The sequence below is a fragment of the Geopsychrobacter electrodiphilus DSM 16401 genome (assembly GCF_000384395.1).
Lineage (GTDB): Bacteria > Desulfobacterota > Desulfuromonadia > Desulfuromonadales > Geopsychrobacteraceae > Geopsychrobacter > Geopsychrobacter electrodiphilus.
On sequence record NZ_ARWE01000001.1, the window covers coordinates 4,215,802 to 4,241,730 of the forward strand.

27 protein-coding genes are annotated in these 25,929 nt (G+C 55.9%); 13 read left to right on the forward strand and 14 right to left on the reverse strand.

Features of this window, described 5'->3' with window-relative positions; translation table 11 throughout:
• Positions 1 to 5: 5 nt before the first annotated feature.
• Complete coding sequence (gene pstS / locus D888_RS0120015; RefSeq protein ID WP_020678360.1) at positions 6 to 1,070, reverse strand: phosphate ABC transporter substrate-binding protein PstS; 1,065 nt, start codon at positions 1,068 to 1,070, stop codon at positions 6 to 8.
• Positions 1,071 to 1,464: 394 nt separating this feature from the next.
• Positions 1,465 to 2,574: a lytic transglycosylase domain-containing protein gene (locus D888_RS0120025; RefSeq protein WP_020678361.1), complete on the reverse strand. Its 1,110-nt coding sequence runs from the start codon at positions 2,572 to 2,574 to the stop codon at positions 1,465 to 1,467.
• 296 nt (positions 2,575 to 2,870) lie between these two features.
• Between D888_RS0120025 and D888_RS0120030 the strand changes: the two genes are divergently transcribed.
• On the forward strand, positions 2,871 to 3,662 hold the full coding sequence (locus D888_RS0120030) for an FRG domain-containing protein (RefSeq protein ID WP_020678362.1): 792 nt from the start codon (positions 2,871 to 2,873) through the stop codon (positions 3,660 to 3,662).
• A 286-nt stretch (positions 3,663 to 3,948) separates the two neighbouring features.
• Positions 3,949 to 4,185: a three-helix bundle dimerization domain-containing protein gene (locus tag D888_RS0120035; RefSeq protein WP_020678363.1), complete on the forward strand. Its 237-nt coding sequence runs from the start codon at positions 3,949 to 3,951 to the stop codon at positions 4,183 to 4,185.
• 107 nt (positions 4,186 to 4,292) lie between these two features.
• Here D888_RS0120035 and D888_RS0120040 read toward each other — a convergent pair whose 3' ends face one another.
• The 7 genes from D888_RS0120040 to D888_RS0120070 all read right to left on the reverse strand — a co-directional run bounded on the left by D888_RS0120040 (position 4,293) and on the right by D888_RS0120070 (position 9,204).
• A complete protein-coding gene (locus D888_RS0120040; RefSeq protein ID WP_020678364.1) occupies positions 4,293 to 5,294 on the reverse strand; it encodes a methyltransferase in 1,002 nt (333 codons plus the stop codon).
• Between the two features lie 119 nt (positions 5,295 to 5,413).
• Positions 5,414 to 5,803: a CGGC domain-containing protein gene (locus tag D888_RS0120045; protein ID WP_020678365.1), complete on the reverse strand. Its 390-nt coding sequence runs from the start codon at positions 5,801 to 5,803 to the stop codon at positions 5,414 to 5,416.
• A 316-nt stretch (positions 5,804 to 6,119) separates the two neighbouring features.
• A complete protein-coding gene (locus D888_RS0120050) occupies positions 6,120 to 6,380 on the reverse strand; it encodes a hypothetical protein (protein ID WP_020678366.1) in 261 nt (86 codons plus the stop codon).
• Between the two features lie 53 nt (positions 6,381 to 6,433).
• Complete coding sequence (locus D888_RS0120055; protein ID WP_245555029.1) at positions 6,434 to 7,354, reverse strand: 4Fe-4S ferredoxin; 921 nt, start codon at positions 7,352 to 7,354, stop codon at positions 6,434 to 6,436.
• Between the two features lie 81 nt (positions 7,355 to 7,435).
• Positions 7,436 to 7,984, reverse strand: a complete 549-nt coding sequence (locus tag D888_RS0120060; RefSeq protein ID WP_020678368.1) for an NADPH-dependent FMN reductase — start codon at positions 7,982 to 7,984, stop codon at positions 7,436 to 7,438.
• 25 nt (positions 7,985 to 8,009) lie between these two features.
• Positions 8,010 to 8,729, reverse strand: a complete 720-nt coding sequence (locus D888_RS0120065) for a pirin family protein (RefSeq protein WP_020678369.1) — start codon at positions 8,727 to 8,729, stop codon at positions 8,010 to 8,012.
• Between the two features lie 4 nt (positions 8,730 to 8,733).
• Positions 8,734 to 9,204 carry a MarR family winged helix-turn-helix transcriptional regulator gene (locus D888_RS0120070; RefSeq protein ID WP_020678370.1) on the reverse strand — a complete coding sequence of 157 codons (471 nt, stop codon included), beginning with the start codon at positions 9,202 to 9,204 and terminating at the stop codon, positions 8,734 to 8,736.
• A gap of 201 nt (positions 9,205 to 9,405) precedes the next feature.
• Here D888_RS0120070 and D888_RS0120075 point away from each other — a divergent pair, with 201 nt between their 5' ends.
• From D888_RS0120075 to D888_RS22605, 5 genes are all read left to right on the forward strand, one after another.
• A complete protein-coding gene (locus tag D888_RS0120075; protein WP_020678371.1) occupies positions 9,406 to 10,494 on the forward strand; it encodes an alkene reductase in 1,089 nt (362 codons plus the stop codon).
• 27 nt (positions 10,495 to 10,521) lie between these two features.
• Positions 10,522 to 11,700, forward strand: a complete 1,179-nt coding sequence (gene nhaA, locus D888_RS0120080) for a Na+/H+ antiporter NhaA (RefSeq protein WP_020678372.1) — start codon at positions 10,522 to 10,524, stop codon at positions 11,698 to 11,700.
• A 243-nt stretch (positions 11,701 to 11,943) separates the two neighbouring features.
• Positions 11,944 to 12,174: a DUF2164 domain-containing protein gene (locus D888_RS0120090; RefSeq protein ID WP_020678374.1), complete on the forward strand. Its 231-nt coding sequence runs from the start codon at positions 11,944 to 11,946 to the stop codon at positions 12,172 to 12,174.
• An 89-nt stretch (positions 12,175 to 12,263) separates the two neighbouring features.
• The gene (locus D888_RS0120095) at positions 12,264 to 13,235 is read left to right on the forward strand and encodes a serine/threonine protein kinase (RefSeq protein ID WP_020678375.1); all 972 of its coding nucleotides are present in this window, start codon (positions 12,264 to 12,266) and stop codon (positions 13,233 to 13,235) included.
• 202 nt (positions 13,236 to 13,437) lie between these two features.
• Positions 13,438 to 13,881, forward strand: a complete 444-nt coding sequence (locus D888_RS22605) for a tetratricopeptide repeat protein (protein WP_020678376.1) — start codon at positions 13,438 to 13,440, stop codon at positions 13,879 to 13,881.
• Between the two features lie 182 nt (positions 13,882 to 14,063).
• Here the strand turns inward: D888_RS22605 and D888_RS22610 are convergent, their stop codons facing one another.
• Positions 14,064 to 15,134 (reverse strand): sensor histidine kinase, encoded by a 1,071-nt coding sequence (locus D888_RS22610; protein WP_020678377.1) that lies wholly within the window; start codon positions 15,132 to 15,134, stop codon positions 14,064 to 14,066.
• On the reverse strand, positions 15,131 to 15,850 hold the full coding sequence (locus tag D888_RS0120110) for a response regulator transcription factor (RefSeq protein ID WP_020678378.1): 720 nt from the start codon (positions 15,848 to 15,850) through the stop codon (positions 15,131 to 15,133). Before D888_RS0120110 ends, D888_RS22610 begins: the two co-directional genes overlap by 4 nt.
• A gap of 163 nt (positions 15,851 to 16,013) precedes the next feature.
• On the opposite strand from D888_RS0120110, the gene D888_RS0120115 reads away from it, so the two are divergent.
• Positions 16,014 to 17,069, forward strand: a complete 1,056-nt coding sequence (locus D888_RS0120115) for a dihydroorotate dehydrogenase-like protein (RefSeq protein WP_020678379.1) — start codon at positions 16,014 to 16,016, stop codon at positions 17,067 to 17,069.
• 126 nt (positions 17,070 to 17,195) lie between these two features.
• On the opposite strand, the gene metC is transcribed toward D888_RS0120115, so the two are convergent.
• On the reverse strand, positions 17,196 to 18,362 hold the full coding sequence (gene metC, locus D888_RS0120120) for a cystathionine beta-lyase (RefSeq protein WP_020678380.1): 1,167 nt from the start codon (positions 18,360 to 18,362) through the stop codon (positions 17,196 to 17,198).
• A gap of 322 nt (positions 18,363 to 18,684) precedes the next feature.
• Here metC and D888_RS0120125 point away from each other — a divergent pair, with 322 nt between their 5' ends.
• From D888_RS0120125 to D888_RS0120145, 5 genes are all read left to right on the forward strand, one after another.
• Complete coding sequence (locus tag D888_RS0120125; protein WP_026362526.1) at positions 18,685 to 19,137, forward strand: phosphate-starvation-inducible PsiE family protein; 453 nt, start codon at positions 18,685 to 18,687, stop codon at positions 19,135 to 19,137.
• Positions 19,138 to 19,291: 154 nt separating this feature from the next.
• The gene (locus D888_RS0120130; RefSeq protein ID WP_020678382.1) at positions 19,292 to 19,993 is read left to right on the forward strand and encodes a response regulator; all 702 of its coding nucleotides are present in this window, start codon (positions 19,292 to 19,294) and stop codon (positions 19,991 to 19,993) included.
• Positions 19,990 to 21,774, forward strand: coding sequence for an ATP-binding protein (locus D888_RS0120135; RefSeq protein WP_020678383.1), 1,785 nt, complete (start codon positions 19,990 to 19,992; stop codon positions 21,772 to 21,774). The genes D888_RS0120130 and D888_RS0120135 overlap by 4 nt, the downstream gene beginning before the upstream one ends.
• A gap of 260 nt (positions 21,775 to 22,034) precedes the next feature.
• Positions 22,035 to 22,253: a dodecin gene (locus D888_RS0120140; protein WP_020678384.1), complete on the forward strand. Its 219-nt coding sequence runs from the start codon at positions 22,035 to 22,037 to the stop codon at positions 22,251 to 22,253.
• Positions 22,254 to 22,284: 31 nt separating this feature from the next.
• Positions 22,285 to 23,262, forward strand: a complete 978-nt coding sequence (locus D888_RS0120145) for a quinone oxidoreductase family protein (protein WP_020678385.1) — start codon at positions 22,285 to 22,287, stop codon at positions 23,260 to 23,262.
• Between the two features lie 121 nt (positions 23,263 to 23,383).
• On the opposite strand, the gene D888_RS22615 is transcribed toward D888_RS0120145, so the two are convergent.
• Together D888_RS22615 and D888_RS23840 are read right to left on the reverse strand one after the other, a co-directional pair.
• Entirely contained in the window at positions 23,384 to 25,522 is a 2,139-nt protein-coding gene (locus tag D888_RS22615; protein WP_020678386.1) for an SPOR domain-containing protein, read from the reverse strand.
• Between the two features lie 113 nt (positions 25,523 to 25,635).
• On the reverse strand, positions 25,636 to 25,929 hold a 294-nt coding region (locus D888_RS23840), incomplete at its 5' end, for a c-type cytochrome (RefSeq protein ID WP_169513304.1).

A 25,929-nucleotide genomic window follows, 5' to 3' on the forward strand; every position in this document is an offset into this window, starting at 1 on the left:
ATCCGTTATTTCCAGACTTGCTGACCCTTGGCACGGATATCCTTGGCCCAGGTTTTCTCAACCATGGTGATGACAGCTTCCGGCATCGGCACATAATCAAGTTTCAGCGCAGTCGGCTGACCATTTTTGTAGCACCAGGCGAAGAAGTCAAGGACCGTCTTGGCGGTTTGCGGGTTCGCCTGATCCTTGTAGACCAGAATGAACGAAGCGCCGGTGATCGGCCAGCTCTGCGCCCCGGGCTGATCGGTCAGGACCATGTAATAACCTGCGGCATGTGCCCAGTCGGCGTTGGCGGCGGCTGCCTGGAAGGCTTCGCTGGTCGGTGCGACGAACTGACCGGCATGGTTTTGCAGCAGGACATAGTTCATTTTATTCTGCAGGGCGTAAGCGTATTCGACGTAACCGATTGAGCCTTTGACGCGCTGGACATAAGCGGCAACTCCTTCGTTCCCTTTACCGCCGACACCGGCAGGCCAGGCCACGGCTTTATCATTGCCGACTTTGCTCGCCCAGGCCGGAGAGACCTTGGTCAGGTAGTTGGTGAAGATCCAGGTGGTCCCGGAACCATCGGCACGATGGACTACGGTGATATCCTGGTTGGGGAGTTTCAGTGCTTTGTTTTCGGCTGCGATTCTGGCATCGTTCCACTTGGTGATCTTACCCAGATAAATGTCGGCGAGCAGATCGGCCGAAAGGCGCAGTTGCCCCGGTTTGATCCCTTCGACATGCACCACCGGGACGACACCACCCATGATCATCGGGAACTGCATCAGGCCTGCGGCGTTCAAGGCTTCGGCGGTAAGCGGCGCATCGGACGCGCCAAAGTCAACGGTCTTGGCTTTGATCTGCTTGATCCCGCCGCCCGAACCGATCGACTGGTAGTTGAGACGCACTCCGGTCTCTTTTTCGTAGAGATAAGCCCACTGACCATAGACCGGGAAGGGGAAGGTCGCGCCTGCACCGTTGATGGTGGTGGCGGCATGCGCTGGTGTCATGGGGACGGTGACAAACAGACTGCAGACAGTCAGCGTCATCAGTAGAATCTTGAAGAACTGGGTACCTTTTTTCATCAGGGTTAATCTCCTTGATAGCAATATTTGTGGTTGTCGATTGTCTTACAGTGGCCATTATGGCCAGTAATGTTAGGATTCGGTGAGCATCAGGTTAGAACTTTTCCTGCATACAAATTTTTTTATCATCACCTTCGCCTGACCTCTTCTCCTCCTGATCCGGGGAAAGCATCCTGAGGCGTTCCTCCGAGCAAGTAAAAGTCAGCTGATTGTAAATTTTTGTTTGTTATCAGCCTCGGCGGGGTCAGTTCCGTGCAGAGGAGAAATGGAGATCCAGACAAACACCAATAACCTCCCTGCTTGAGGTTTGGCTGAGGCTAAGGGGTCAATGTTTCTGTTTTGTTATTAATGTGTCAGGAGTTCGTGAAATCTTTGACGTGGTAAGGCTCTGGCCTCAGGGATTTTCGGCGGGCTCTTCTGGCTGGTGGATAATCAGACGATCGCCTGGGTGCAGCGGGCTGTTGAGGTCGATGCGGTTCCAGATCAGGATCGCGGCCAGAGGGACGCGAAATTGATCGGCAATGGTTGAGAGGTTATCTCCCGGCTGGACAATATAAATCCGCTCCTGCCGCTTCTGTCGCCATTCTGCGTGCAGCTTCTGGAAGCGTTCTTTAAATCCCGGCGGGGTCTTTTCGGGGAGGGCTAAACGGTAGGTTCCCGCGGCCAGATAATGTCCGCGCAACTCCGGGTTCAAATCCTTGATCCGCTTGAAATCAGTCCGGGCCGCCTCTGCCACCACGGTCAAGCTGGTCTCTTCATAGCTGGTCAAATCGATGGTCGTGAACCTGAGGGGAGGATAATAGTCGCTTTTTTGCAGGTGGAAGCCGAAACGCTCCGGTTGCGTCAGAATCAGTTTCGCCGAAAGAACCCGGAAGAGGTAACGCTGGGTCTCCAGGGACAGGTAAAGACGATAGAAGTTGCTGACGTGCTGGGCCAGAATTTCCGCCTGCAGACCCTCTTCCCCCATGTTGAATGCCGTTGCCGCGAGGCTCCAGGAGCCAAATTTATTAAACAGCTCCGTATAATACGCCGCCGCCGCCCTGGTCGAGGCGTCGAGGTTCCGACGTTGGTCGATGGATTCATTGACCGTCAAGCCATAACGTCGGGCGGTCTCCGGCAAAAACTGCCAGAAGCCGATGGCGCCCTTCGCCGATCCGGCATGCGGGCGCAGGGCGCTCTCCGCCAGGGCGATGTATTTCAGGTCATCTGGCAGCCCGGCCCTGGAGAGCGCGGCCTCGATCGTTGGAAAATAACGGGTGGAGCGCTTCAGCCATAGAATGGCCTGATCACGGTCCCAGAGCGAGAGCAGGAGCTCCTTCTCGAGACGCTCACGCACATCGGGATCGTCCAGCGGGACAGGCTCGCCACAAAAGGTTAAAGACTGTTCGAGGTGCAGGCTTTCCAGCAAGGGCGGAATCGTATCCTTTTGGGCCAGTGCGCGGGTGGGCGCGCTGAACAACAGGTATGCTGCGAGCCAGCCGATGATCCAGAAACGCAAAAACATGGGTACTCCTTAAGGGCTGGGCCTCAGGTCTTGTCATGCCGCACCGATGACAGCCTATGCCTTTAGTTTCTGAACCAGCCCGAAGTCTGAGTGGCGGATCTCTATCGTCAATATGGTATTGACCGTTGGTTGATTCTATCATCTGAAGCAGATCAAATGTCCACCCGGCGATCAAACAAAACGGTTTAGTCAGGACTGGGTGAACTCTTCCTGGGAAAGGCTGGTAAAATTCTAACATTTCACACATTTAAACTGAATATTCGCATCTTGGTTTGCCTAACACGATGGAGGCGACATTGAACGAAGTTCGAATAAACAGCTGGGCCGAACTGCAGGATGAACTTTTTGTCGACGCCTGGAATCAGGAGCTGGGTCGTTTCCGCTCGCGCTTCGCCTTTCGCGGCCTGTCCGACGCCAGCTACCAGCTGGACACCACCCTGATCCGGCTGGGCGGCGATTTTGTGTCCCTGGAACATCATCTGTTGCGCAACTTTAAAAAATACGCCCGCCGCACCGTGGTCGAGCAGGATTCGGTCTGGGACTGGCTTTCGGTGGCCCAGCATTACGGGCTGCCGACCCGTCTGCTCGACTGGACCTACTCACCTTATGTGGCCCTGCATTTTGCCACCGCCAACCTCGAACGCTTCGACACCGACGGCGCCATTTGGGCGGTCAACTATTTAAAAGCCCATCAGCTCTTGCCACAACGCCTGCGCGACAAGCTGGACGATGAAGGCGCCAATGTCTTTACCGTCGAGATGCTCTCCGAAACCATCACCAGCCTGGCGGAATTTGGTCGGATCACGCCGCACGACTACTGTATTTTTCTCGAACCCCCCTCCATCGACGATCGGATCACCAATCAGTTCGGGTTCTTCTCGGTCATGCCTGACGCAGGCCGTGCCCTCGATAGCTGGCTGAATCTGCATCCTCATCTGTGGCGCCGGATTATCATCCCCGCCGCGCTCAAATGGGAGATCCGCGACAAACTCGATCAGGCCAATATCACCGAAAGGGTGCTTTTCCCGGGGCTGGATGGCTTGAGTCGCTGGCTGAAACGCCAATACAGCCCCAAAGCCGGGCTCTGATCTGACTCCTGTTGCCCGATGACTCGGGAGAGGAAACGTGAACGGATCTGCACGGGGTTTTGGGCTGGTAACATTTTTATCGGCTGACCTTTCTGAAAGGGCCAACTTGACTGGTAGCAACAGGCATGTCGTTGACAAACATGATCAAGGTATCATTCAATATTAAAACTGTGGGCGACCTGGGTTTTCAGCGGGTTTTCCCTGTAGCGCCGGTATGACAGGGAGTCAGGTTTTTGCCAAAGGCTCTATGTAGATATCTATTTTTCTCGTGTCATCAACAAATGAAATGGCTGAAAAAATGGAGCAATTATTTCAGGATGAGATGGAGAAGGCCAAACATGAAGAGGCTATCGAGCGATTATGCAGTGAATTTCCGGATCGGTCTGACTTTGTTCGTAGTTGTTATTTAGAAGTTCTCGGAAAAGTTGCAACCGATGCCACTATCCGCACTTACCTCCCCGTTTTAATCACCCGCGAAGTCAAAACATTGCTCAAAATTCAGGAATTGACCAATTCGGATTGAAGACCTTGTTTAATAACCGATCATCTTTCCGAAGACAATTAATGGCCATCCCGAAAAGCGGAGTGGCCATAATCTTTTTTCAGAGTTAGTGGTGAAAGCCCACCAAATCAGGTCTTTCTGGCCGACATGACCCCGGCACCGTTAGGCAAATCCAGCTCGAGGCGCTCAACCTGCTCCAAACCTGCCTGCTGTAACAGGCTCGCCAGTTCCGGTTCGCTGTAGGCCTGTCCTTGCGGGGTGCCGGCGAGCATATTCAAAGAAAAAAGTGCCGGGAAGAGCGGGGCAGCACGATCAGCCTGCAGGATGAACTCCTGCACCAGCAGCAGACCGCCCGGTTCGAGGGCTGCCGCGGCCTTGGCGAGCAACTGCGCACAGTTCTGCGGCCCTTCGCTGTGCAGCACATGCGACAACCAGACAACGTCGAAGCTGCCCGGGAGGGGCGTCGTCTGAAAATCACCCGGGCAGAAGCTGATCCGCTCCGTCATGTCGACCCGCTTCAGGGTCTTTTCGGCGAAGGGACGGGTTGTCGGCAGATCAAAGATCACCCCCTGCAACTCGGGATTCTGCCGGCAGAAATGAATGGCATAGGTCCCCGGTCCGCCGCCCAGATCGAGCAGGCGCCGGCGACCTGACAGGTCAATGCTGGCGGCAATGCCGGGCGCGATAAGCATCGCCAGATTGAACATCCCCATCAGAAAGCTTTCCCGTTCTTCTTCCTCGGCCTCGTGCGAAACACGGCTGCGCACCGGGCTGCCGCTGCTGACGGCCTCGTCGAGTCGGCTCCAGCTTTCGACCAGGTGGTGATGGTGGAGAATGATATGGCCCAGATAACCGGAAGCGGTACGGCTGAGAAAGGTCGCAGCAAAGGGGGTTGCCGTGTAGCGATCATTCTGCTTGTTCAAGAGTTCAAGCGCCGTCAGGGCATCCAGCAGCATTGACAGTCCGCGGGCAGGAAGGCTCAGCTCGGTGGCCAGTTCGGCGGCCGTAAGCGGGCGTGCCGCCAGGGGGGTGAAGAGGTCAAGCTTGACGCCGGCGTGCAGCGTACAGGTGCTCCAGTAACCTCCCGAGAGTTTCAGCAGTTCGGCCGGGGACCAGGTGAACGTTTCCATAGGGTCTTTCCTCCGTAGGCAGGCAAAAGGATTTTCCCTTTTATAGCATTTCTGCCGATAATTTCAGCTATTGATCACCAGCGCCGAGGAAATTGCGGCCATCCTGGTTGATCTGGTCGTCACTTGTCACCGTGCTCTGCACCCGTGAGTCCTTTCTCCTCGGCAGGCACTCCACCCTTATGGAGACAGATCGCCTGCCGCGTCCGCCCGATAAAGGCGCCGTGGGTATAGCCGACTACAGTAAAATCCTGAGACAGGCGTAGGGCCAGTGCCTCATAGTTGTCACTCTTGGCACGCATACAGCTGGAGAGATGCACGACATCGACGCCGAGCTCTATCAGCTTGGCAATCTTCTTTTCGAGGTCACCGCTGTCCTGGGTAAAACCGACCAGCTGGGTCTTCTCGTCATAGGCGGCAAAGGCATCGAGCCGCTGAAAAAAGGCCTTCAGGCAGCCCTTGCCGGTGCACTTATCCAGAGTTGCGTTGCGTACGATAATGGCAATTTTCATTTGAATTGACGTTCCTGACAGAAGAGGTGATCGGGTTGGGAACAGTGACAAATTCGGTCAACAAAAGCAACAGCTTGTCAGATGGGTGGAGCAATGGCTGTCACCTCGCTAAAGCTTAATCCGTTAAGCGCCAACGTCCCTTTGCCCCCAAGAGTCCGACGGTATCACCAGTTAACAGTGAAGCGGGATTATCCATGAACAAGCGATTTAAAATGTGCTCTGTGACCTAATTCCGCGGGGCCTGGTCCATTCTTGAATAATCTATTCAGCCGGCCTCGCATGCCGGCATTAGTGAGCGAGCTGCAGTTTATCGTATCTACCGGCAAGATGTTGAGCCACGACTGCTCCGGGCGATGTCTTCACGAACTTCTTTGACACTGCGCTGGTAGATGATCTCGCGGCCCATAATGCTTCCAACGTAGGCCAGGAGATTGCGGGTCGGCTCCAGCTTGCATTTGCTGCTGTGCGGGCCCTCACCGATCAGTATCCAGATGGCATCAGGCTGAAGACTGGTGACTTGCACGTTGATGACCTGACCGGACTCGGTCTCTACTTTGATTCTGTCGGCATTTTGCATAGGGAGAGCTCCGTAAGAGAGGGGTCAAAAATCGATCGGGCTGGAGTTAAGTATCAGACTGGAGGGGCTTTCGGAGCTGCGAGCAAGGCCGGCGGCACCTGGGCCTCGCAGGGGATCTTGACCTGGCAGAGGCCGCAGGGCGTGGCACCGGTGCCGTAGTTTCGGGTGGCGTAGGGTGTGGTTGTCTCGCGGATGTAGTTGAAGCAGGCCCCCTTGTCATGCCCCGCGCCGGTAGTGATGGCATCGGCCGGGCAGCGCTTGGCGCAGGCGCCGCAGGTCCCTTTGGCATACCAGAGGCACCAGGCGCGAGGATCATCGCCGTAGGCCCGCGCAGTCACCGGTAGCTCGATACGCGCCACCACCGAGCCGAATCGCACCGCCTTTCCCCAGCGGGTGATCATGGCATCTGAGAGGCTGAAGGTGCCGTGGCCGGCGATGAAGGCCGCATGGCGCTCCGACCAGTTGGAGGCCAGGCCGAAGCGCTCCGACTGCTGGTAGGCGAACCCGGGCAGACGCTCGGGCGCCACCGCCGGGTACCCGGCCCGGGTGAGGCTCTCGGCCAGGTGCAGACGCAGGGCGCAGTTGAACTCTTCGCCATGGAACCGCGAACGCGCCCAGCGTTCGGTCGGCAGGGTCTGTTCCCGACGCTGGTCGGCACGGGTCTGAGGGGTTTGTGGCAACACATAGCTGATGACCCGCAGTTCGTCGGCCGGCGCCGGGGCCTCGGGGAAGGCCAGGGCGTAGGCCTCTTCCGGAGTCCAGAGGAAGGGGCCGATCAGCTCTTTGTGGTGTAGGAACAGCGGATCATCCCCGCGCGCGATGGCGACATGCGGCTCAGCCCAGGCCTTCTCGCCGCTTGGGAGATGCAGGCTGTTACTCGGGGCGCTGGCCCAGAAGTCGTGGATGATCGTTTCGACCTGAATAACCGAATCCATTGCCAAGCTCTCTCTCTCCATCCCTGCGCTAGACCTCAAACCGAAACATCATCAAATGACATTCGCTTCAATAAGGATTCGACAGATTACCTGCAAAGGCAGAGCTGAAGCAAACTCGAATCACGAACGCAGACGCGCCACCCAGTTCTGCAGCGCACCAAGCTGCTCAATGACCATCCCTTGTATTTTCTCATTGATCAGATTGCCCTTTTCGTCGTAACTGCCGTCGAAGGCGCTACTGAAGACTTCCGGTTTATTGTACAGGTGCAGGTTGAGAAACACACAGACCTGGCGCAGGTGGTATTGGGCGCGCGCAGTCCCCATGCCGCCGCCGGCACCCATGATCGCGGCAGGCTTGCCGGCGAGAAGATAATTGTCGGTTTCACGCGAGGCCCAGTCCAGCGCGTTCTTCAACGCTGGAGCCAGGGAGTAATTGTATTCCGGGCAGGCGAGCAAGAGAGCATCGGCCTGTTTGATGTCGGCTAACAACGCCTGAACCGCGGCAGGTTTTTGTTTGAGGTCCGCATTGTAGAAGGGGACCTCCCCCAGTGCCGCAATATTGATCTCCATCCCTGCAGGGGCATGCTCCCGGGCAAAACGCAACAGGCCCATGTTGGTGGAGGCCGCACGCAAACTGCCGCAAATTCCCAGAACTTTTATCGGCTTCATATGTTTCTCCTATCTCATTCTGCAATTAATGCAGCGGGACATCTATACACAGGATTTCGGCCTGACTCAGCGCCTTGACCTGCACCTGACCCTCATCGCCATCAGTCGTCAAACCGAGGGCATCGCGTCTGTCGAGTTTAGTGCCCTCGATTTCGACCGAGCCCTCTATGATAAAAAAGTACAGGCCATTTCCGGTGCGCTGCTTCAAGTAACTGAGAGAAGTCCCCGCATCGAGATTTGTCATGGAGAACCAGGCCTGCTGGTTGATCCAGATCGCATCACCCTCCTTCTGTGGAGAAACCAACGTCTGAAAGCGGTTGTGCCGGTTCGCCTTGTCGAAACGTTTCTGTCCGTAGCGGGGAGTGATGTTCTTCACTTCAGGGAAGACCCAGATCTGCAGAAAATTGACCTCCTCCTGATCCGAGTTGTTGTATTCCGAGTGGGTCAGGCCGCTACCGGCCGACATGATCTGGACCTCACCGGCGGTGATCATGTGCTTGTTGCCCATGCTGTCCTGATGGCGCAAGGCACCGGACAGCGGGATCGAGACGATCTCCATATTTTCGTGGGGATGGGTGCCGAAACCCATGGCGGGCTGGACAATGTCATCGTTTATCACGCGCAGCATGCCGAAGTGCATCCGCGCCGGATTGTGATAGTTGGCGAAGCTGAAGGTATGTCGACTTACCAGCCAGCCGTGATCGGCCAGTCCGCGCGAGTCGGCCTTATGCAGGATATGCGTCATGGTTTCATCCCTTCTTTATTGAGGCGGCCCCTAAGTTGGCGCGGCCAATTTTTTTGAGTAATTGAGCCAGCTGCTGTTGCTCCTCCGCGGACAAAACCGCGAATTCCTCCGTGATGATCTCCACATGCCGGGGAAAGACCCTGGCGATCAGGCGCTCTCCGGCCGGGGTCAGCCGCACGGTCACACGCCGCCGGTCATTATCGGTGCGATCCCGCACTACCAGACGCTTCTTCTCCAGGCTGTCGACCACGGTGGTGAGGTTGGCGTTGCTCTTGAGAATCTTCTTGCCCAGGTCGCCCTGACAGAGCGGGCCCAGATGATAGAGGGCCTCTATGACGGCAAACTGACTGTGGGTCAGATTGTCGCCCTGCAGATGACGGTGGGCGTCAGTCGTCAGGCGATTGCTTGCCCGCATCAGTTTGACGAAACAGTTAAGCGCCCGGCGTTGGCTTTCGTTGAGTTGGGGACCTTTCATCTTTTCTCCATTTAATTCGATATCGAAACATTTGATCTAAAAATACCACCGTTGAGGTTATAATTCAACCCTTGACAAAAAACCAGCGAGTGCAAGACTTGCGAGATACACCATCCCGGCCAGGGGACAATATCGGCGCTGAGGGATTTAGTCCAACGCCCCGATCCCGGTGGTAATTCCTGGCCGCAAAAGGAGAGATCGATGAAACTTTTCAGCAGCTATCAACTTGGAGCTATCGCCCTTAAAAACCGCCTGGTCATGGCACCGATGACCCGCTGTCGCGCCCTGGGCAACCTGGCCAACCCGTTGATGGCCGAATATTACCAGCAACGTGCCGGAGCGGGGTTGATCGTCACTGAGGGGACTTCGCCTTCACCAAACGGACTCGGCTACGCGCGCATCCCGGGACTGTACAACACCGCGCAGGCGGATTCCTGGAGACAGGTCAGCGCGGCAGTTCATGCTGCCGGGGGTAAGATTTTCCTCCAGTTGATGCACTGTGGCCGGGTCAGCCATCTTATCAACCTGCCGCAAGGGGCAGAGGTTCTGGCTCCTTCGGCGGTCACCTTCGGCGGCAAGATGTGGACTGATACACAGGGGGAGCTCCCCTGTTCACCGCCCCGGGCGATGACTGCCGCCGAGGTCCATGGCGCGATTGCCGAGTATGTCGAGGCCGCGCGCCTGGCGATAGACGCCGGTTTTGATGGGATAGAATTGCATGGCGCCAACGGCTACCTGATCAATCAGTTTCTCGATCAGGCGACCAATCAGCGCGCGGATGACTACGGCGGCAGCTGGCAAAACCGCAACCGGTTCGCCTTCGAAGTGGCCTCTGCGGTGGTCGCAGCCATTGGCGCCGGACGCACCGGCATCCGTCTTTCTCCGCACGGCGTCTTTAATGACATGACCGAGTATGCCGATCTCACCGCGCAGTATGCCGCCCTGGCCAACGGACTGGGGAAGCTGGGCCTGGCCTACATCCACCTGGTTGATCAGTCGGCACTGGGCATGGCCAAGCCCTTACAGAAAACCACCGATGCTGTGCGCGAAGGCTTCAGAGCGGCCGGTGGCGGCGCGCTGATTCTGTCGGGTGGTTATGACCGTGAGCGCGCCGAGGCCGATCTGCAAAGCGGGGCCGCTGACCTGATCGCCTTCGGTCGTCCCTACCTTGCCAATCCTGATCTTGAGACGCGTCTCGAAGCTATGGCCGAGTTAAACCCCTATGATGAGGCGACTTTCTACATGCCGGATGAAAAGGGCTATGTTGATTACCCCTTTTTAGCGCAGTAATCGCAGCCAGAAATGGAGAGAACCAAGATGCCGGAGGTATTGACCAGGTTTTTAAAAAAAGAATCTGCCGTCGGGATTCTGCTGATGATCGCCACTCTGTTGGCGTTGTTGCTGGCTAACTCGCCACTTCACGGGTTTTATGAATATGTCCTGGAGACCCCGCTTGAATTTCGGCTGGGTCGCCATCTTCAGGTAGCAAAGCCGCTGCTACTCTGGATTAACGATGGGCTGATGGCGGTCTTTTTTCTGTTCATCGGTCTGGAAGTTAAACGCGAGGTTCTGGTCGGCCAGCTTTCCAGCAAAGCACAGATTATCCTCCCCGGAGTCGCGGCGCTGGGCGGCATGATCGTGCCGGCGCTCCTCTATGCGGCGATCAATCGGGGTGATCCGGCCGCCCTGGATGGTTGGGCCATCCCGGCGGCCACCGATATCGCCTTTGCCCTTGGAGTCCTGGCTCTGCTCGGCGAGCGCGTACCCTCCTCCCTCAAAATCTTTCTGCTGGCATTGGCGATCATGGATGATCTGGGAGCCATAGTGATTATCGCCCTGTTTTATTCCAGTGATCTGTCCGTGACCATGCTCGTGCTCGCGGCAATTTGTGTGGCGTTGCTCTTTATGCTCAATCGTCTGCAGGTTGAAAATATTGCACCTTATCTCTGGGTCGGGGCTTTTCTGTGGATTTTCGTGTTAAAATCCGGCGTACATGCAACCCTGGCCGGGGTGGCTCTTGCCTTTGCCATTCCGATCCAGAGTCGAAAAAATCCTGCCTATTCGCCACTGACGTCTCTCGAGCACAGCCTGCATCCCTGGGTGAACTACCTGATCCTGCCGGTCTTCGCCTTCGCAAATGCGGGGATTCCGCTGGCGGACATGGGGATCACTGACCTTTTTCACCCAGTCCCTCTTGGGATTATGCTTGGACTGGTGGTCGGAAAGCTGCTCGGAGTTTTTGGTTTTTCACTGATCGCAATAAAGCTTGGACTCGCCAGTCTTCCGCAGAACGCGAACCTCAGGCACCTGCTCGGCGTCGCTGCTCTCTGCGGGATCGGTTTTACCATGAGTCTGTTTATCGGCGGTCTGGCCTTTGAACATATCGGCGGTGACGCGGTTGCTTATCTGACCACGCATCGGCTCGGTATTCTCTCCGGGTCTCTGGTTTCGGGGCTCCTCGGGTACTCGATTCTGTCTTTAAATAAAAACAGCTAGGAGCTTGTCGGAGGATGGGAGTTGAAACGAAAATCAGGATGGTTGAGATCAGATTTTGGCGCGTTGGTACGTCCATAGCCATGGCTATGGCTATGGCTATGGGGCAAAAAGGAGCTGAAATCTGGGCCAAATCGTCGGATTCGCAGTCAGCTCATGGATAGCCCGACTGTCTCCTCGGAGGCTTATGGAGAAGAGTGGCGAAATCACACTGTCTGAGCAAGAGGCGGTGCAAAGGGGAAGAGGATGAAAATAAAATTAGACGCTGGCAGAATTAAAGTTTTAACCGAAAAGACCCAGGTCTATTTCAGAAACGAGCATGATGAGTCGATTGGTGAGTTAAAAGCGAATATGATCATGGAATTTTTTATCCGGGAGCTGGGGCCTCAAATTTATAATCAGGCGATAGCCGACGCCTATGCGTTTATTCAAGATAAAATTATCGATCTTGAAGGGACGCTTTATGTCCCGGAATAATAGTCCCTGATTGCACAGATTGGTGGCGGCACGGAATCCGGGCGTGCTATTCTGTTGTCTAGATGCCACTTTTTAAGAAAGATACGCCTATGAGCCACCCCTTCGATGGTCTGAACCCCGATCTGATCATGGATGCGGTTGAAACCCTCGGTTATCGCTGCGACTGTCGGATCTTTCCGCTCAACAGCTATGAGAATCGGGTCTATCGGGTCGGGGTAGAGGATGGCGAGCCGCTGATTGCCAAGTTTTATCGCCCCGAACGTTGGAGTATTAAGCAGTTACAGGAAGAACAGGATTTCTGCTTCGAGCTGCAAACCGAGGAGTTGCCGATTCTCGCTCCGCTAAAAATAGCGGGAAAGAGTCTTCATAAACACAAGGGGTACTCCTTCAGCCTGTTCCCCTTGCAGGGTGGTTACGCACCCGAATTCTCCCGCCCTGACACGCTCAAAGCCCTGGGGAGGCTGGTGGCGAGGCTGCATAATGTCGGACGTCGTCAGAGCTACAAGTACCGGCCCACGCTGGACATTGTCTCTTTCGGCCATAATTCGGCTGAATTCATGCTTGATTCTGACTTGATCCCCGAAACCTACCGTCAGGCCTACGAAAGTTTGATCCGCGACCTTTTACAGGCAATCGAGCAGAAATTTGCTCTTATCAGTTCAACCCCGTTGAGGGTGCATGGCGACTGTCATGTCGGTAATTTTTTAGAGCGCAACGAGCGTTTTTATCTGGTTGACTTTGACGATTCTCGCATGAGTTATGCGATTCAGGATCTATGGATGTTTTTGTCAGGTGATGCAAACCAGCAACAGCGGCAGTTAGAGACGCTGCTTGAGGGATATCAGACTTTTGCCGACTTTAACCCGGCCGAATTGCAATTGATCGAAGCCTATCGCAGTTTGCGGATCGTCCATTACGCCGCCTGGTTGGCCCGGCGTCAGGATGACCCGGCGTTTCAACGCTACTTCCCCTGGTTCGGCACCCCTCAATATTGGGGTGAACACATTCTTGAACTCCGTGAGCAGTACGCGGCTTTGAACGAGGGTCCGCTGGAGTATTGACCCAGCTTCCCCCGTTTGGGTCCCCTGTTTTTCCATCCCCACTCTCTCTACATGAAACTCATCCTTTTACTCAGGTTCGCATGGTGACACCTATTGCCTGATCCGTTTCGCCGCGTAGAATCAGAGCCAATAAAAAATGCGTTCAAAGGATTGACAACTCACCCGAGAAAGAGGTTCATTAACAGATGAAAGGTGTTGCGTTATGGGAATAACTGAAAATATGCGACATATTTTGGACGGTATTGAAGAAGCTAAGCGGGGGAACACCTCTTTAGGGCTGCAGTTGCTGGAACGGTCGAAAAAGATCTCGACGCTGCCTGAGGCCAAGGCTTGGTATGGCTACTGTCTGGCCAGAGAGAGAAACGACATCAGGCTGGGCCTTTCCCTGTGTCATGAGGCGCGGCAGTGCTACCCGGCCAGTTCAGATATCTGTCTGGCGCTTGGTCGGATCTATCTGCTGGCGGATCTCAGGGAATCGGCCGTCAAAGTCCTGAATCTGGGACTGAGGACGGATAAAAACCCGGAGATAGCCCGACTGCTGAAGAGTATTGGCGTTCGCAAACCGCCGGTTTTTCCTTTCATAGCTCGAAACCGCAGGGTCAATGTCGCTTCCGGAAGGTTACTCTCCAGAATAGGCATACGTTAGGTTGAAACGAAGGGCTTTATAAGAATCAACGTTCTTATGCCTTCTCCATCTCCTGCGCAGAGTCCTCCTGCTCCCTCCCACTCCAGATCGACCGCCACGCAACCTCGCTACTGAGCAGCATGAGCACATCATCGGCATGAGTTAAGCCAAGGGAACCAAATTAAGATGTTTCGGAGTGAAGGTCAGATTTTGCTCGGAAACCGCAGCCAGATACGCGTGAGTCGCTGATCGCTTGAGGCTCCAACCTGGCCGCCATGCGCTTCTACCAGCTGCTTGACGATTGACAGGCCGATGCCGGCGCCACCATGTTCACGTGAACGGGAGCGGTCGGCGCGAAAGAAGCGTTCGAAGATATACGGGAGGTCGGCGGCATCGATCCCGTCTCCACTGTTGCTGATGGCAACTTCAATCCGGTTTTCGACCATGCGACAGCAGATGCTGACCTGACCGCCCTCGGGGGTGTAACGCAAGGCATTTTCGAGCAGATTGCGCAGTGCCTGCAGCAGCTTGTCATGATCAGCGTTAAGTTTCAGCGCGGGCGGTTCGATCACCACCTGAAGCTCTATCCCCTTGGCCGTGAAGCGCTGATCGAATAGCGCCCGCAGCTGTCCAATGACCGTCGTGAGAGACAGCTCCTGACGTTGCAGAAAGGCCCGGGCCGAATCGGCTTTGGTCAGCTGTTGCAGATCGTCGACCAGATGAACCAGGCGCAGGATTTCGCTCTCAAGAATCTGGAAGGTTTCCGGTGAAGGGGGGACCACCTGATCGCTCAAGCCTTCCAAATAGCCGCGCAGATTGGTCAGCGGGGTCCGCAGCTCGTGGGCGAGGTCGCTGACCATCTTCTTGCGCAGCTTTTCGAGGTGGTCGAGGCTGTCGGCCATGCGGTTGAACGCCAGCCCGAGCTGACCGACTTCATCGGCCGAGACGACTTCGACCCGGCTGGTATAGTTGCCGTCGGCCAGTTCCTGTGAAATGCGCGACATCTGCGACAGCGGGCGCAGTACGCGCTTGGTCAGCAGGTAGTTAAGCAGCAGCGCCAGCACCAGCGCCGCCAGCGCCGCCCAGATCAGATAGCGATGAACCGCTTCAAGGAACATTCGATGGCTTTCCAGCGGCGCGATCGAATAGTTCTCCATCAGGCGCATAAAGTACGTCGCGGCCAGCTTGTCGATCGCCAGCCAGACCACCAGAATGGTCACCGCGATGATCGGCACGATGTTGAGCAGCAGTTTCCACAGCAGGTGCCGTTTCATTGCCAACGCTCTTCGGCTGTGTCTGATTCGGCAAAACGATAGCCGAATCCGCGCACGGTTTCGATGTAGCGGGGGTGAGCGGGATCGGTTTCGATCTTTTGCCGCAGTTTGTTGACATGCACATCGATCACCCGCTCGACCACCGCATCCTCATTATCGTAAAAGCGGCTCAAGAGTTCGCTGCGCGAAAAGACCCGCCCCGGGGCCGCCATCAGCGTCTGCAGTAACTTGTATTCGGAGCCGGTCAGGCTGACTTCTTCCCCCCTGAGGCTGACCCTGTGTTTTTGCGGATCGAGGGTCAGACCCCCCTGTCGGAACACCGCCTCCGGTTTCGACCCGGGTGGCCGCACCCGGCGCAGAATCGCTTTGACCCGCTCTACCAGTTCCCGCGGACTGAACGGTTTGACCACATAATCGTCGGCCCCCAGCGAGAACCCGAGCACCCGGTCGATCTCCTCCTCGCGCGCGGTCAGCATCAGGATCGGCACGTCCGAAGTGGCCCGCAGCCGCTTGCATATTTCGAGGCCATCAATTCCCGGCAGCATCAAATCCAGAATCACCAGCCCCGGGTGCCTGAGCTGAGCGGTCAGCAGGCCACGCTCGCCATCGTTTTCGATCAGGGTTGCAAACCCCTCACGTTGCAGATAGGTTGCAACCAGATTGGCCGTGTTCGGATCATCTTCAACGATCAGCACGCTCAGTTGGGTGGGTGACATCGGTTCTCTCCGCCGCAAATAATTTTCTACATCCAATTCTAGCAGGCTTGTTATTTCCGTGCAGGTCAAGACGGTATAACGCCTGCTCGCCGCAAGCCTGTCTCTTCTGTTACAATGAAGAAGTCTCTTCTCGTCACAATGATTAGCCCGCAGGAGGTCTCCGATGCTCGATCTATCTACCCCTTATATGGGCCTGAATTTAGCGAACCCGCTGGTTGTTTCCAGCAGCAGCCTGACCGGAAACCTGAACGGGGTGAAACAGGCCGCCGCAGCAGGGGCCGGTGCCATCGTCTTGAAATCTCTGTTTGAAGAACAGATTGCGGCCGAAACCGCCGCCCTGGGGAAACATGCCGAGCAGGCCGGACACACCGAGGCCGCCGAATATTTGCAGGGCTACGGCAAAGAATTGGGTCCGCAGGCCTATCTTCAATTGATCAGGGATGCGGTCAAGACGGTGGATGTGCCGATTATCGCCAGCCTTAACTGTTTTTCTCGCGATAGTTGGTCCGATTACGCCAAAAAAATGGAGTCAGCCGGCGCGGCAGCGCTGGAATTGAATATTGGGCTCCTCCCGAGTAACAGCGGCCAGCAGGGGCGAGCGATTGAAGAGCGATACTACCAGATTCTGCATGAGGTCAAAACAAAGGTCAAAATTCCGGTCGCGCTGAAGATCGGCCCATATTTTTCATCCTTTGGCGAGGTCGCCGCGCATCTGGGGCATGACCGTGCCGAAGCCCCGGCCTTTTCGGTCGGCTGGTGCGGGCCGGGCGCAACCAAAACCAAAATCGTCTGGCGCAAGGCCGATGCCCTGGTGCTGTTTAATCGTTTTTATCAGCTGGATATCGACATCGAGAACCTGGAACTGGTGGCGGGCAACCCCTTAAGCAGTTCCAGCGAGATCAACACCTCGCTGCGTTGGATTGCTCTGCTTTATCAACGGGTTGAATCAGACCTGGCCGCCACCACCGGCATTCATGACAGCCGCGATGTGATCAAGCAGTTGCTCGCCGGTGCGACGGTGGTTCAGCTCTGTTCCACCCTGATGAAGAACGGCTTCGGCCAGATTGAACGTATCCGCAAGGAGCTGGAAACCTGGATGCAGGCTCACGATTTCAGCCGTATCGACCAGTTCCGTGGTCGCCTCAGCCAGGCCCGGAGTCAGCATCCGGCAAATTACGAACGCCTGCAATACATCAAGCTGTTTGTCGGGTTGGACTAGGAGACTGTCGGATGATTGACGCTCTGGTGCTAACCCCGGCTGAACGGCCAGTGTTTCCAGTGTGAACCAACTCACCGGTCTGATCAAAGCCGACGCCGGCGGCTCGGAGGGTCAAACTTCAGCTTGCTAAAGCTTCGCCAACGCCCGTCGCACATCCTCCTGCAGGTCGGTGACATCTTCCAGGCCGACATTCAAACGCACCATCCAGCGATCATGGTAGCGGGAGCTCTCCGACTGGGCAAACTTGCCGGCGGTGACCAGGCTTTTGAAACCGCCCCAGCTGTAGCCGATGGCGAACAGCTCGAGGCTGTCGACAAAACGTGAGAGTGCCTCTTCAGCGTATTGCGGTTTTAAAACAAAAGAGAAAATCCCTGCGGATCCATCGAAGTCCCGTTGCCAGATGGCATGTTCCGGGTGGCTTAAAAGGGCGGGGTGCAGTACCGCATCGACGGCGGGCTGTGCTTCGAGCCAGGTTGCCAGCGCGAGGGCCGAAGCTTCATGCTGTTTCAGGCGAATTGTTAAGGTTTTCAAGCCGCGCAATGCCAGGTAACAGGCATCCTGAGAGGCGAAAATCTCGAGGGACCGGCAGAGTTTGTGAAATGTGGCGTAGCAGGCCTCACTCACCGTTGCGCTGCCGAGCAGCACATCGGAATGGCCCGAGATGTACTTGGTCACCGAATGGATCGAGATATCAACACCATGTCTGAAGGGGCTGAAAAAGAGCGGTGTCGCCCAGGTGTTGTCGATAGCGGTGAGAATTCCGTGCTCGCGCGCCAGCTTGACAATCGCCGGCACATCCTGGATTTCAAAGGTGTTGGAGCCGGGAGACTCGAGCAGAATCAGTCGGGTTTCAGGCCTGATGTAATTGGCGATGTCCGCACCGGCATTGGCCGGGAAATAGCTGGTCGTAACCCCGAATTTTTCCAACAGGTTCTTCGCGAAGCGGCGCACCGGGCCGTAGACGCTGTTGCAGACAAGAAGATGGTCGCCGCTCTGCAAAAAAGCCTGCAACACGCTGGTAATCGCCAGCAGTCCTGAAGGGAAGGCCTTGGTCCAGTAGCCGCCTTCCAGTTCGGTTATGGCCTGCTCAAATGCGCGCTGGGTGGGGCTGCCGTCGGTGCCGTAGGTAAAACCGTCATACTGGCCCTGCCCCACGGCCTTGAGCTCAGCATAGTCGTCGAAGAGCACGGTCGAGGCATGGTAAATTGGTGGATTGATCGAATGGTAACGTTCAAGGCTGGTGCTCTTGCCGCTATAGCCGCTGGCGATAATCTGGGTCGATTTTCCCTTCATGTTTTGGCCTTTTCCCGTCTGTCTGCTGAGATTAAAACTGCAAAATAGCATTCAATACGTCCGAAGTCAGGGCTATTTTTATCAAAAGATAGCACAGAAAAAGCCCCTGCTGTGATCCTGGTCGTTGAGCCGGGCACGTATCAGGTCTTTTCGGTCCCCTGGTTTATTTTTTTCTCTTCAGGGTCATCATATTTACACGTTCCTAACCCGACCCTGACATGCTCGCCACAATTCTCGGGCAGACTCAGCCCCGTCAGACGTCCCCCTGGCTCAGGGGAACGTCTGGCGCCTCGCGGAAAGAGAATTTATTATGGAGGTTAAAATGACCAAAGATTCACTCAAGGATTTCTCCGGAATCTGTTTTGAAACCCTCTGCCGTTCCTTGCTCAGCCTGCTCCTTCTGGTACTGTTGGTCGGGATGGCATTCGGCATCCTGCGCGCCGGCCTGGATCTGATCCACAATGCCGACCTCTTTGCCCCTGCCGGGCTACACATGGCGATCAAGGAATTAATCATCAATGTCCTGATGGTGCTCGCGGTGCTTGAACTGTTTCGTACGGTCAAGGCGTACTTTACCGAGGGACGGATCAAGGTGACATACATTATCGATACCGCTCTGGTGGTCGTCATCACCGAGGTGATGGGATTCTGGTACCGCGAGATAGAGGTTGCCCGCGTAGGTCTGGCGATTGCGCTGATGGTGGCGTTGATGGGGATTCGGGTGATGGCTATCCGATTTTCGCCGATAAAGCGCGATCTGCTGGATGGTCTCTAGCCTTTAGTCCAGGGCCCATCAATAATTATTTCAGCGCGGCGCCAGGTTCTTGCTATACTCCGGGACAATCGAAATCGGCGCGGCTCACGAAACCCGAAGGAATGAGTTTGATGCCAGGGGAATTCCAGAGTCAGGCGATCCAGGGTGAGGGTATATGACCGAGTCAAAAAAGACCGTGCTGGTGGTAGAAGATGAAGAAGATATTCTCGCCCTGCTTCATTTCAACCTGATCAAGGCCGGCTACCAGGTTGAATGCGCGACTCATGGCGAAGAGGCCCTGAGCCTGGCCTTCGCCAGGCGACCTGATCTGGTTCTGCTCGATCTGATGCTCCCCGGGGTCAACGGCCTTGAGATCTGCCGCCGCCTGCGTGACAGGGAATCGACCCATGACCTCCCGATAATCATGCTCACCGCTTGCGGCGAAGAGGAAGATGTCATCAAGGGTCTTGAGCTGGGGGCCGATGATTATGTCACCAAACCGTACAGCACCAAGGTGCTCCTGGCCCGCATTCAGACCGTCCTGCGACGCCGGACCGATGCCCTGCCGGTAGCAGATGGCGATGAACTGGTGCGCGGGGAGCTGCGCATCCACCCGGGACGCAATCTGGTTCAGGTCGAGGGGCAGAGCGTTGAGCTGACCTTTACCGAGTTCAAGGTGCTTGAAGCCCTTGCCCGCCGTCCTGGCTGGGTTTTTACCCGTTATCAAATCGTCAATACGGTGCGCGGTGAGGATTACGCGGTCACCGATCGGGCGGTCGACGTGCAGATCGCCGGCTTGCGTAAAAAACTGGGTCCCTGTGGCGCCTATATCGAAACGGTGCGCGGGGTGGGATATCGTTTTCGGGAGGATTTGTGAAACTGACCCGCCGTCGTCTTGTCTGGCAGCTCTACACCTCTTACCTGCTGATGATCCTGCTGGTGCTGCTGGCAGTTGCCTGGTACCTCTCGGGCGAACTGCACAGTTTTCACTATCATCAGACCGCCGGTGACTTAAGTGCGCGGGCCCGGCTGGTTGGGCCTGAACTCGTCGAGCTCTTCGCCGAAACGCCTTCCGCTCACCTGACCCGGATGGTGAAACTTCTGGGGGAAAAAGCGGAGACACGGATCACCGTAATTCGTAAGGATGGGCTGGTGCTGGCGGATTCGCAAAAAGATGCGGCGCAGATGGACAACCACAGTCAACGCCCCGAGGTTCAACAGGCCCTGCTCGGGCAACAGGGAACCTCGGTTCGCTACAGCAGAACCCTGGGTAAATCGTTAATGTACGTCGCCATCCCGATCTCGCGCAAAGGGGAGATTATCGGTGTCCTGCGTACCGCATTGCCCATCTCTGATATCGACGCCACGCTCAACGCCATCTACCTCAAACTTCTGCTGGGCGGGTTGGCGATTGCCCTGCTGCTGGCCCCGGTCAGCTGGTGGTTTTCCCGGCGCTTCAGTCAGCCTCTCGAACAGATGACGGTCGGGGCTCAACGTTTTGCGCGGGGCGATTTGGATACTCCTCTCGATGTGAGCGGCTCTGAGGAGATCAGCCGGCTGGCCAGGGCCATGAATCAGATGGCCATCGATCTGGCGCGGCGTATTGAAAGTGAAGTCAGTCAACGCGGCGAGATTGAGGCGATTCTCGGCTGCATGGGCGAAGGAGTGGTCGCCGTCGATAAGCAGGAGCGGGTCATCCGACTCAACCAGGCGGCGCTCGAACTGTTCGGGATCACGTCCAGAAAGTATCCCGGTCGCCCGATACAGGAAGTCCTGCGCCAGGCCGAACTGCAACATTTTATTCGCCGGGCACTCAATCAACAGGAGCAGCTTGAAGATGAGCTGGTGATGCACGGCCAGAAAAAACGCTATCTGCATGTTCAAGCCACCCCGTTAAAGGGCAAAACCGGCGAGCGGGTTGGCGTTCTGATCGTGCTGCATGATCTGACCCGGCTGCGTCAGCTCGAATCGGTCAGGCGTGATTTTGTTGGTAATGTCTCGCATGAACTGAAAACGCCGATTACCGCGATCCGCAGTGCCGTCGAAACCCTGATTGACGCCGGGGGCGGGTCCGATGAAGCCAGTCAGCGGTTCTTGTCGATCATCTTTAAGCAGAACGAACGGCTCAACGCTCTGGTTGAAGATCTGCTTGATCTGTCGCGCATCGAACAGGGGGCCATTCAAGGAAATTGGGAGTTGACGAAAGAGCCCCTCTCGCCGATTCTGGAGAGCGCCCGGGGCGCCTGCGAGAGTTTGATCAAGCAGCAACAGATCGAGCTGCAGTTCAATCTCTCCGGCGATTTAGAAGCAGCCATCAACCCCGCCCTGCTCGAACAGGCCGTCATTAACCTGTTGACCAACGCCATCAAGTACAGTGAAAAGGGCGGCCGGGTCATTCTCGAAGCGCATGAGACGGCGACCCGCATCCGCATTCAGGTGCAGGACTTCGGCTGTGGCATCGCAAAAGAACATCTGCCGCGTCTCTTTGAACGTTTTTACCGGGTGGATCTGGCTCGTAGTCGCAACCTTGGTGGCACCGGCCTGGGGTTGGCGATCGTCAAACATGTGGCACAGGCCCATAAGGGCGAAGTCGAGGTTACCAGTCTGCCCGGGCAGGGGAGTTGCTTCTCTATTCTGTTACCAAAGGCGGTGGGCTGATCCGCGCGACCATTTGATCTGGATAGTGCACTGGTCAGACGCGCGACGCCCTGTGGCAATTGGGCTGATCAGGCCTGCGGCCAGATGGCGGGGGAATGTTTTCCACCGGCTACGACTGTTTTTCTGTCTGAAGAGCAAAGGCGTCCTGTCTGGAAAAAATATAAATTCCTGCTTCTCCACAGCTTTACAGAATCGATCCGAGTGCTAGCCTTTCATGAGAAGAGCAGTTCCCGCACATTTAAAGCTCATGGGAGGAAAATATGACATACGGAAAAGGCAGAACCTATAAGAAGGTTGAAGTGATCGGCGTCTCCAGTGCCGGCATCGAGGGTGCGATTCAGCAGGCCGTCAGCAGAGCCCAGACCTCCCTGGAGAAACTCTCCTGGTTTGAAGTTCAGGACATTCGCGGCCACATTGGCGAAGATGGCAAGGTGAGTGAATATCAGGTGGTTATCAAGGTCGCCTTTGAGTTGAAGTAGCGACCGGCGATCATTCAGCGGAGGTCAAACCATGTCTTATGCGATTCGAATTCATTCAACCGGCGGGCCCGAGGTCATGCGCTGGGAGCAGGTTGAAGTCGTTTCCCCCGGTGCCGGCGAAGTCCGGCTGCGGCATACGGCCGTCGGGCTTAATTATATTGATGTCTACCATCGCAGCGGACTCTATCCCCTGGCCGCGCTGCCAGCCATCATCGGCATGGAGGGGGCGGGTGAAGTCCTGGCCGTCGGCGACGGGGTGACGGAGTTCAGAGCTGGAGATCGGGTTGCTTATGCCGGCGCTCCACCGGGAGCTTATGCCACCGAACGCGTGATGCCGGCGCATCGCCTGGTGAAGCTTCCGCCTGAGATCAGTGATCAGCAGGCTGCGGCGATGATGCTGCAGGGGATGACAGCCCAATATCTTATGTGTCGCACCTATCAGGTCCAGCCCGGCGACACGATCCTTTTCCATGCGGCGGCCGGCGGGGTCGGGCTGATCGCCTGCCAATGGGCCAAATCCCTTGGAGCCAAGGTGATCGGCACCGTAGGTACGCCCCAAAAGGCTGAACTCGCGCGTGCGCATGGTTGTGATCACACCATTCTTTATCATCAACAGGATTTTGTGCAGCAGGTGCGCGATTTAACGGATGGGGAAGGGGTTGCTGTCGTTTACGATTCGGTGGGGCAGGAGACCTTTCTGAAATCCCTTGACTGCCTGCGACCCCTGGGGATGCTCGTTTCCTTCGGCCAGTCGTCCGGCCCGGTTACGAGCTTTGACCCCGGGCTGCTGGCCCAGAAGGGCTCACTGTTTCTGACCCGTCCATCCCTGATGAACTACACCGCCCGGCGCAACGACCTGCTCGCCAGCGCGGCAGATCTGTTTGCCGCGGTGGCCTCCAACGCGGTTAAAATAGAGATCAATCAGGAGTACCCCTTAGCCGAAGCCGCACGGGCCCACCGGGATCTCGAAGCGCGCAGGACCACCGGTTCGACCATTCTGATCCCTTAGGTGCGTGGGCCCAGGCCGCGCCTGACTGCCGGCTTGAGCCTCGGGTCAGCCTAACCTGAATTCGGTCACCAAAGAGACGACCATTCAATAGCGGGGGTGGGCTTAAACACAACGGTTTTGTTCAGTTTTCACGAGAAACAACAGCCGTCACCCCCAGCTTTTTCAATTTCAAAGCTCCTTCCAGGGCGGCGTCATGGGTCGGGAACGGCCCGGCAGTCAACAGCGAGGTCGGCAACATGACCTCTACTTCGTCCAGGGTCGTGGCAAGCCCCAGCGCGGTCAGCCGGCGTTGTCCTTTCTTGGCGCTCTGTTGGCTGAAATAGGATCCGGCGTAGAGTCGGAATCCGGCTTTCCCTCGATTAAGGATAAACCCGCCGGTACTGGCATTCTTCACCTTCAACAGTTCGGTTTTTGCGGCCAGGAGGCTCGAGTAATCACCGACACGCAGCCGAAACACCGTCCTGGGTTGCTTGGTTCCCGTCGTTATCAGCGGGGTCAAGCCGGCTTCTTTGACCTTTCTCCTGGTTGTTTCCAGTTCCGAAGAGACATACTCACCGATTCTCAGCGTGTATAGCGCGGTTTGAGCCGTACTTTTTTTGACCGGCAGCTTTGGTGTGGCGACGACCAGGGGCTTGACGACATCGTTTGTGTCGGGTTGCCGCTTGGTTTTTGCCGGTAGCGGCAGTGCAGCAACCGTCGGTTTTTCAATGACAGCATCGGATTCAGTCGCCAGAATTTTGATGTTTCGCGGAGTGAATGCCGGCTCAGCGAGGTCTTGGGTTCCCAGCGTCAGTTCTTCGGGTTGGGCAATATTGACATGGATGTTTTCTCGCTCAAGCAAGACCCCCGCGTCCCGCCAGAGCAAAGCCACGCTATTGGAGAAGCTCTCCATGGCCTGTGCCTGGGCGACTTTGGCAAAGACCAGATCGTTCTCAGCATTCAACAAATCCTGCACCTTCGAGGTTTTACGTGCGACGCTTTGACGATATTGCTCGATACGCTGCTCAGAAAGGGTGACAGATTTTTCGGCAACCTGGCGCTGAACCCGGGCCGAGGTGAGTGTCCGCATGTCTGTCTCGATACTATCTCTAAGCTGCCATTCGGCGGCGTTTATGCGGTTTCGGGTTTGCTGGGTAAATAATTTGTCGCGGAGATAGGTGCTTTTGGCCACAGTATTTCCCAAGGGCATGCTGAATTGAAGTCCGGCCGACCACCAGCGGCCCTTCCCTTGCCCGATCTGTTGAATACTGTTGTCAAAGGTAGATTCAATACCTCGAAATCCGACACTGGTAGTCAAGGAAAGATCTGGCCACAAACTTTGCTTGGACATCCGTTCCTGGAGTTCACTGGACTTCAGGTCGAGGCGGAGTTGTTTCAGATTGAAACCATTTTCCATCGCCAGAGCTATGGCCTGTTCTGTCGTTTCCATGGGTTCTTCGGTGGAAGGCAGATCGACGGGATTCAGTTTAATCCGTTTCTTGACCCCAATCAGGTAACGAAGCTTAGCTTCCTGGTCGGATATATTCTGGTCGGCATCAACCAGATCATTCAACCTCTGGCTAATGGCATAGCGGGTGTTGGCCAACTCAATACTTTGTTGCTCATTATTTTTGCTCTGCTTGATTGTTGTTAAAAGTTTTTGGGCCGAAGAAAAGGCGGTCTCGCGTGATTTCAAAATCATATGCAAGGTATAGAGGCGATTGTACCCTCTAATTACAGCGTAAACCGTGGCAATGACCGAATCTCGATATTGCTCGATAGACGCTTCATGATTGTTGGCCGCCAGGTTAATTGAGAGTTCAGTGCTCTCCTTGCCGAAATTTTTTAATAGCGGCTGATTAAGAGTGATGCCGGCCGATGAATACCAATCTTTCCAGCTTTGACCCGGGTCCGAGAGCGGGGTGGTATCGCTGGTGCTGGTAAAGGCAGTGAGATTCCCCCCCGAGGGAAGGTTTTGCGTGACCCCAAAGTTGGTGCTGGTGGCTTTGGTGCCATAGTTTTGACCGGTGTAGAAGGTCTCATCATGACTAACCGATATGCTCAGCGAGGGATCATAGATTCCGCGACTCTGTTGCAGGGTGGTTGCGCTAATCGAAGAAGAGAGAGCGTCGACGCGCAGGTCGAGGTTATTGCGAATCGCCATCGCAATGGCTGTTTTCAGTGACAGGTCAACGCTGTCAGAGCTCGGCGCGGCATAGGTGACTGATGCTGTCAGGAAGGGCGCCAGAAACAGAAAAATTCTGAAAAAGCATTTAGACATACATTACCTTTTCACTCATATAGCTCAAAAAACTTGCCCCCCCAAAGGGAGGGCAAGTTATAGAGATCGAATCGATGTTCAACTCGAAAGAGAGAACATTGATCATGCTTTTCTCAGTACTTCGAGATCGCATCGATCTGAGCGGCACTCAGGCTACCGAGTGATCTCATGCTGCCGACATTTTTAATGCCACTGTTGATGAGCGAAACAGAGCTGCCGCGTTTGGACGTCCCGTGGCAACCTGAGCAGTACTGGTTGTAGAGCGCCTGACCGTCGAGGGCCGGAGTCGGAGTCGGAACCGGTACTGGGGTCGGAGTCGGAGTCGGAACCGGTACTGGGGTCGGAGTCGGAGTCGGAACCGGTACTGGGGTCGGAGTCGGAGTCGGAACCGGTACTGGGGTCGGAGT

Coding starts and splice junctions, on each gene's coding strand:
- pstS (WP_020678360.1), bottom strand. CDS start 1,070: ATGAAAAAAGGTACCCAGTTCTTCAAGATTCTACTGATGACGCTGACT.
- D888_RS0120025 (WP_020678361.1), bottom strand. CDS start 2,574: ATGTTTTTGCGTTTCTGGATCATCGGCTGGCTCGCAGCATACCTGTTG.
- D888_RS0120035 (WP_020678363.1), top strand. CDS start 3,949: ATGGCTGAAAAAATGGAGCAATTATTTCAGGATGAGATGGAGAAGGCC.
- D888_RS0120040 (WP_020678364.1), bottom strand. CDS start 5,294: ATGGAAACGTTCACCTGGTCCCCGGCCGAACTGCTGAAACTCTCGGGA.
- D888_RS0120045 (WP_020678365.1), bottom strand. CDS start 5,803: ATGAAAATTGCCATTATCGTACGCAACGCAACTCTGGATAAGTGCACC.
- D888_RS0120050 (WP_020678366.1), bottom strand. CDS start 6,380: ATGCAAAATGCCGACAGAATCAAAGTAGAGACCGAGTCCGGTCAGGTC.
- D888_RS0120060 (WP_020678368.1), bottom strand. CDS start 7,984: ATGAAGCCGATAAAAGTTCTGGGAATTTGCGGCAGTTTGCGTGCGGCC.
- D888_RS0120065 (WP_020678369.1), bottom strand. CDS start 8,729: ATGACGCATATCCTGCATAAGGCCGACTCGCGCGGACTGGCCGATCAC.
- D888_RS0120070 (WP_020678370.1), bottom strand. CDS start 9,204: ATGAAAGGTCCCCAACTCAACGAAAGCCAACGCCGGGCGCTTAACTGT.
- D888_RS0120075 (WP_020678371.1), top strand. CDS start 9,406: ATGAAACTTTTCAGCAGCTATCAACTTGGAGCTATCGCCCTTAAAAAC.
- nhaA (WP_020678372.1), top strand. CDS start 10,522: ATGCCGGAGGTATTGACCAGGTTTTTAAAAAAAGAATCTGCCGTCGGG.
- D888_RS0120090 (WP_020678374.1), top strand. CDS start 11,944: ATGAAAATAAAATTAGACGCTGGCAGAATTAAAGTTTTAACCGAAAAG.
- D888_RS0120095 (WP_020678375.1), top strand. CDS start 12,264: ATGAGCCACCCCTTCGATGGTCTGAACCCCGATCTGATCATGGATGCG.
- D888_RS22605 (WP_020678376.1), top strand. CDS start 13,438: ATGGGAATAACTGAAAATATGCGACATATTTTGGACGGTATTGAAGAA.
- D888_RS22610 (WP_020678377.1), bottom strand. CDS start 15,134: ATGAAACGGCACCTGCTGTGGAAACTGCTGCTCAACATCGTGCCGATC.
- D888_RS0120110 (WP_020678378.1), bottom strand. CDS start 15,850: ATGTCACCCACCCAACTGAGCGTGCTGATCGTTGAAGATGATCCGAAC.
- D888_RS0120115 (WP_020678379.1), top strand. CDS start 16,014: ATGCTCGATCTATCTACCCCTTATATGGGCCTGAATTTAGCGAACCCG.
- metC (WP_020678380.1), bottom strand. CDS start 18,362: ATGAAGGGAAAATCGACCCAGATTATCGCCAGCGGCTATAGCGGCAAG.
- D888_RS0120125 (WP_026362526.1), top strand. CDS start 18,685: ATGACCAAAGATTCACTCAAGGATTTCTCCGGAATCTGTTTTGAAACC.
- D888_RS0120130 (WP_020678382.1), top strand. CDS start 19,292: ATGACCGAGTCAAAAAAGACCGTGCTGGTGGTAGAAGATGAAGAAGAT.
- D888_RS0120140 (WP_020678384.1), top strand. CDS start 22,035: ATGACATACGGAAAAGGCAGAACCTATAAGAAGGTTGAAGTGATCGGC.
- D888_RS0120145 (WP_020678385.1), top strand. CDS start 22,285: ATGTCTTATGCGATTCGAATTCATTCAACCGGCGGGCCCGAGGTCATG.
- D888_RS22615 (WP_020678386.1), bottom strand. CDS start 25,522: ATGTCTAAATGCTTTTTCAGAATTTTTCTGTTTCTGGCGCCCTTCCTG.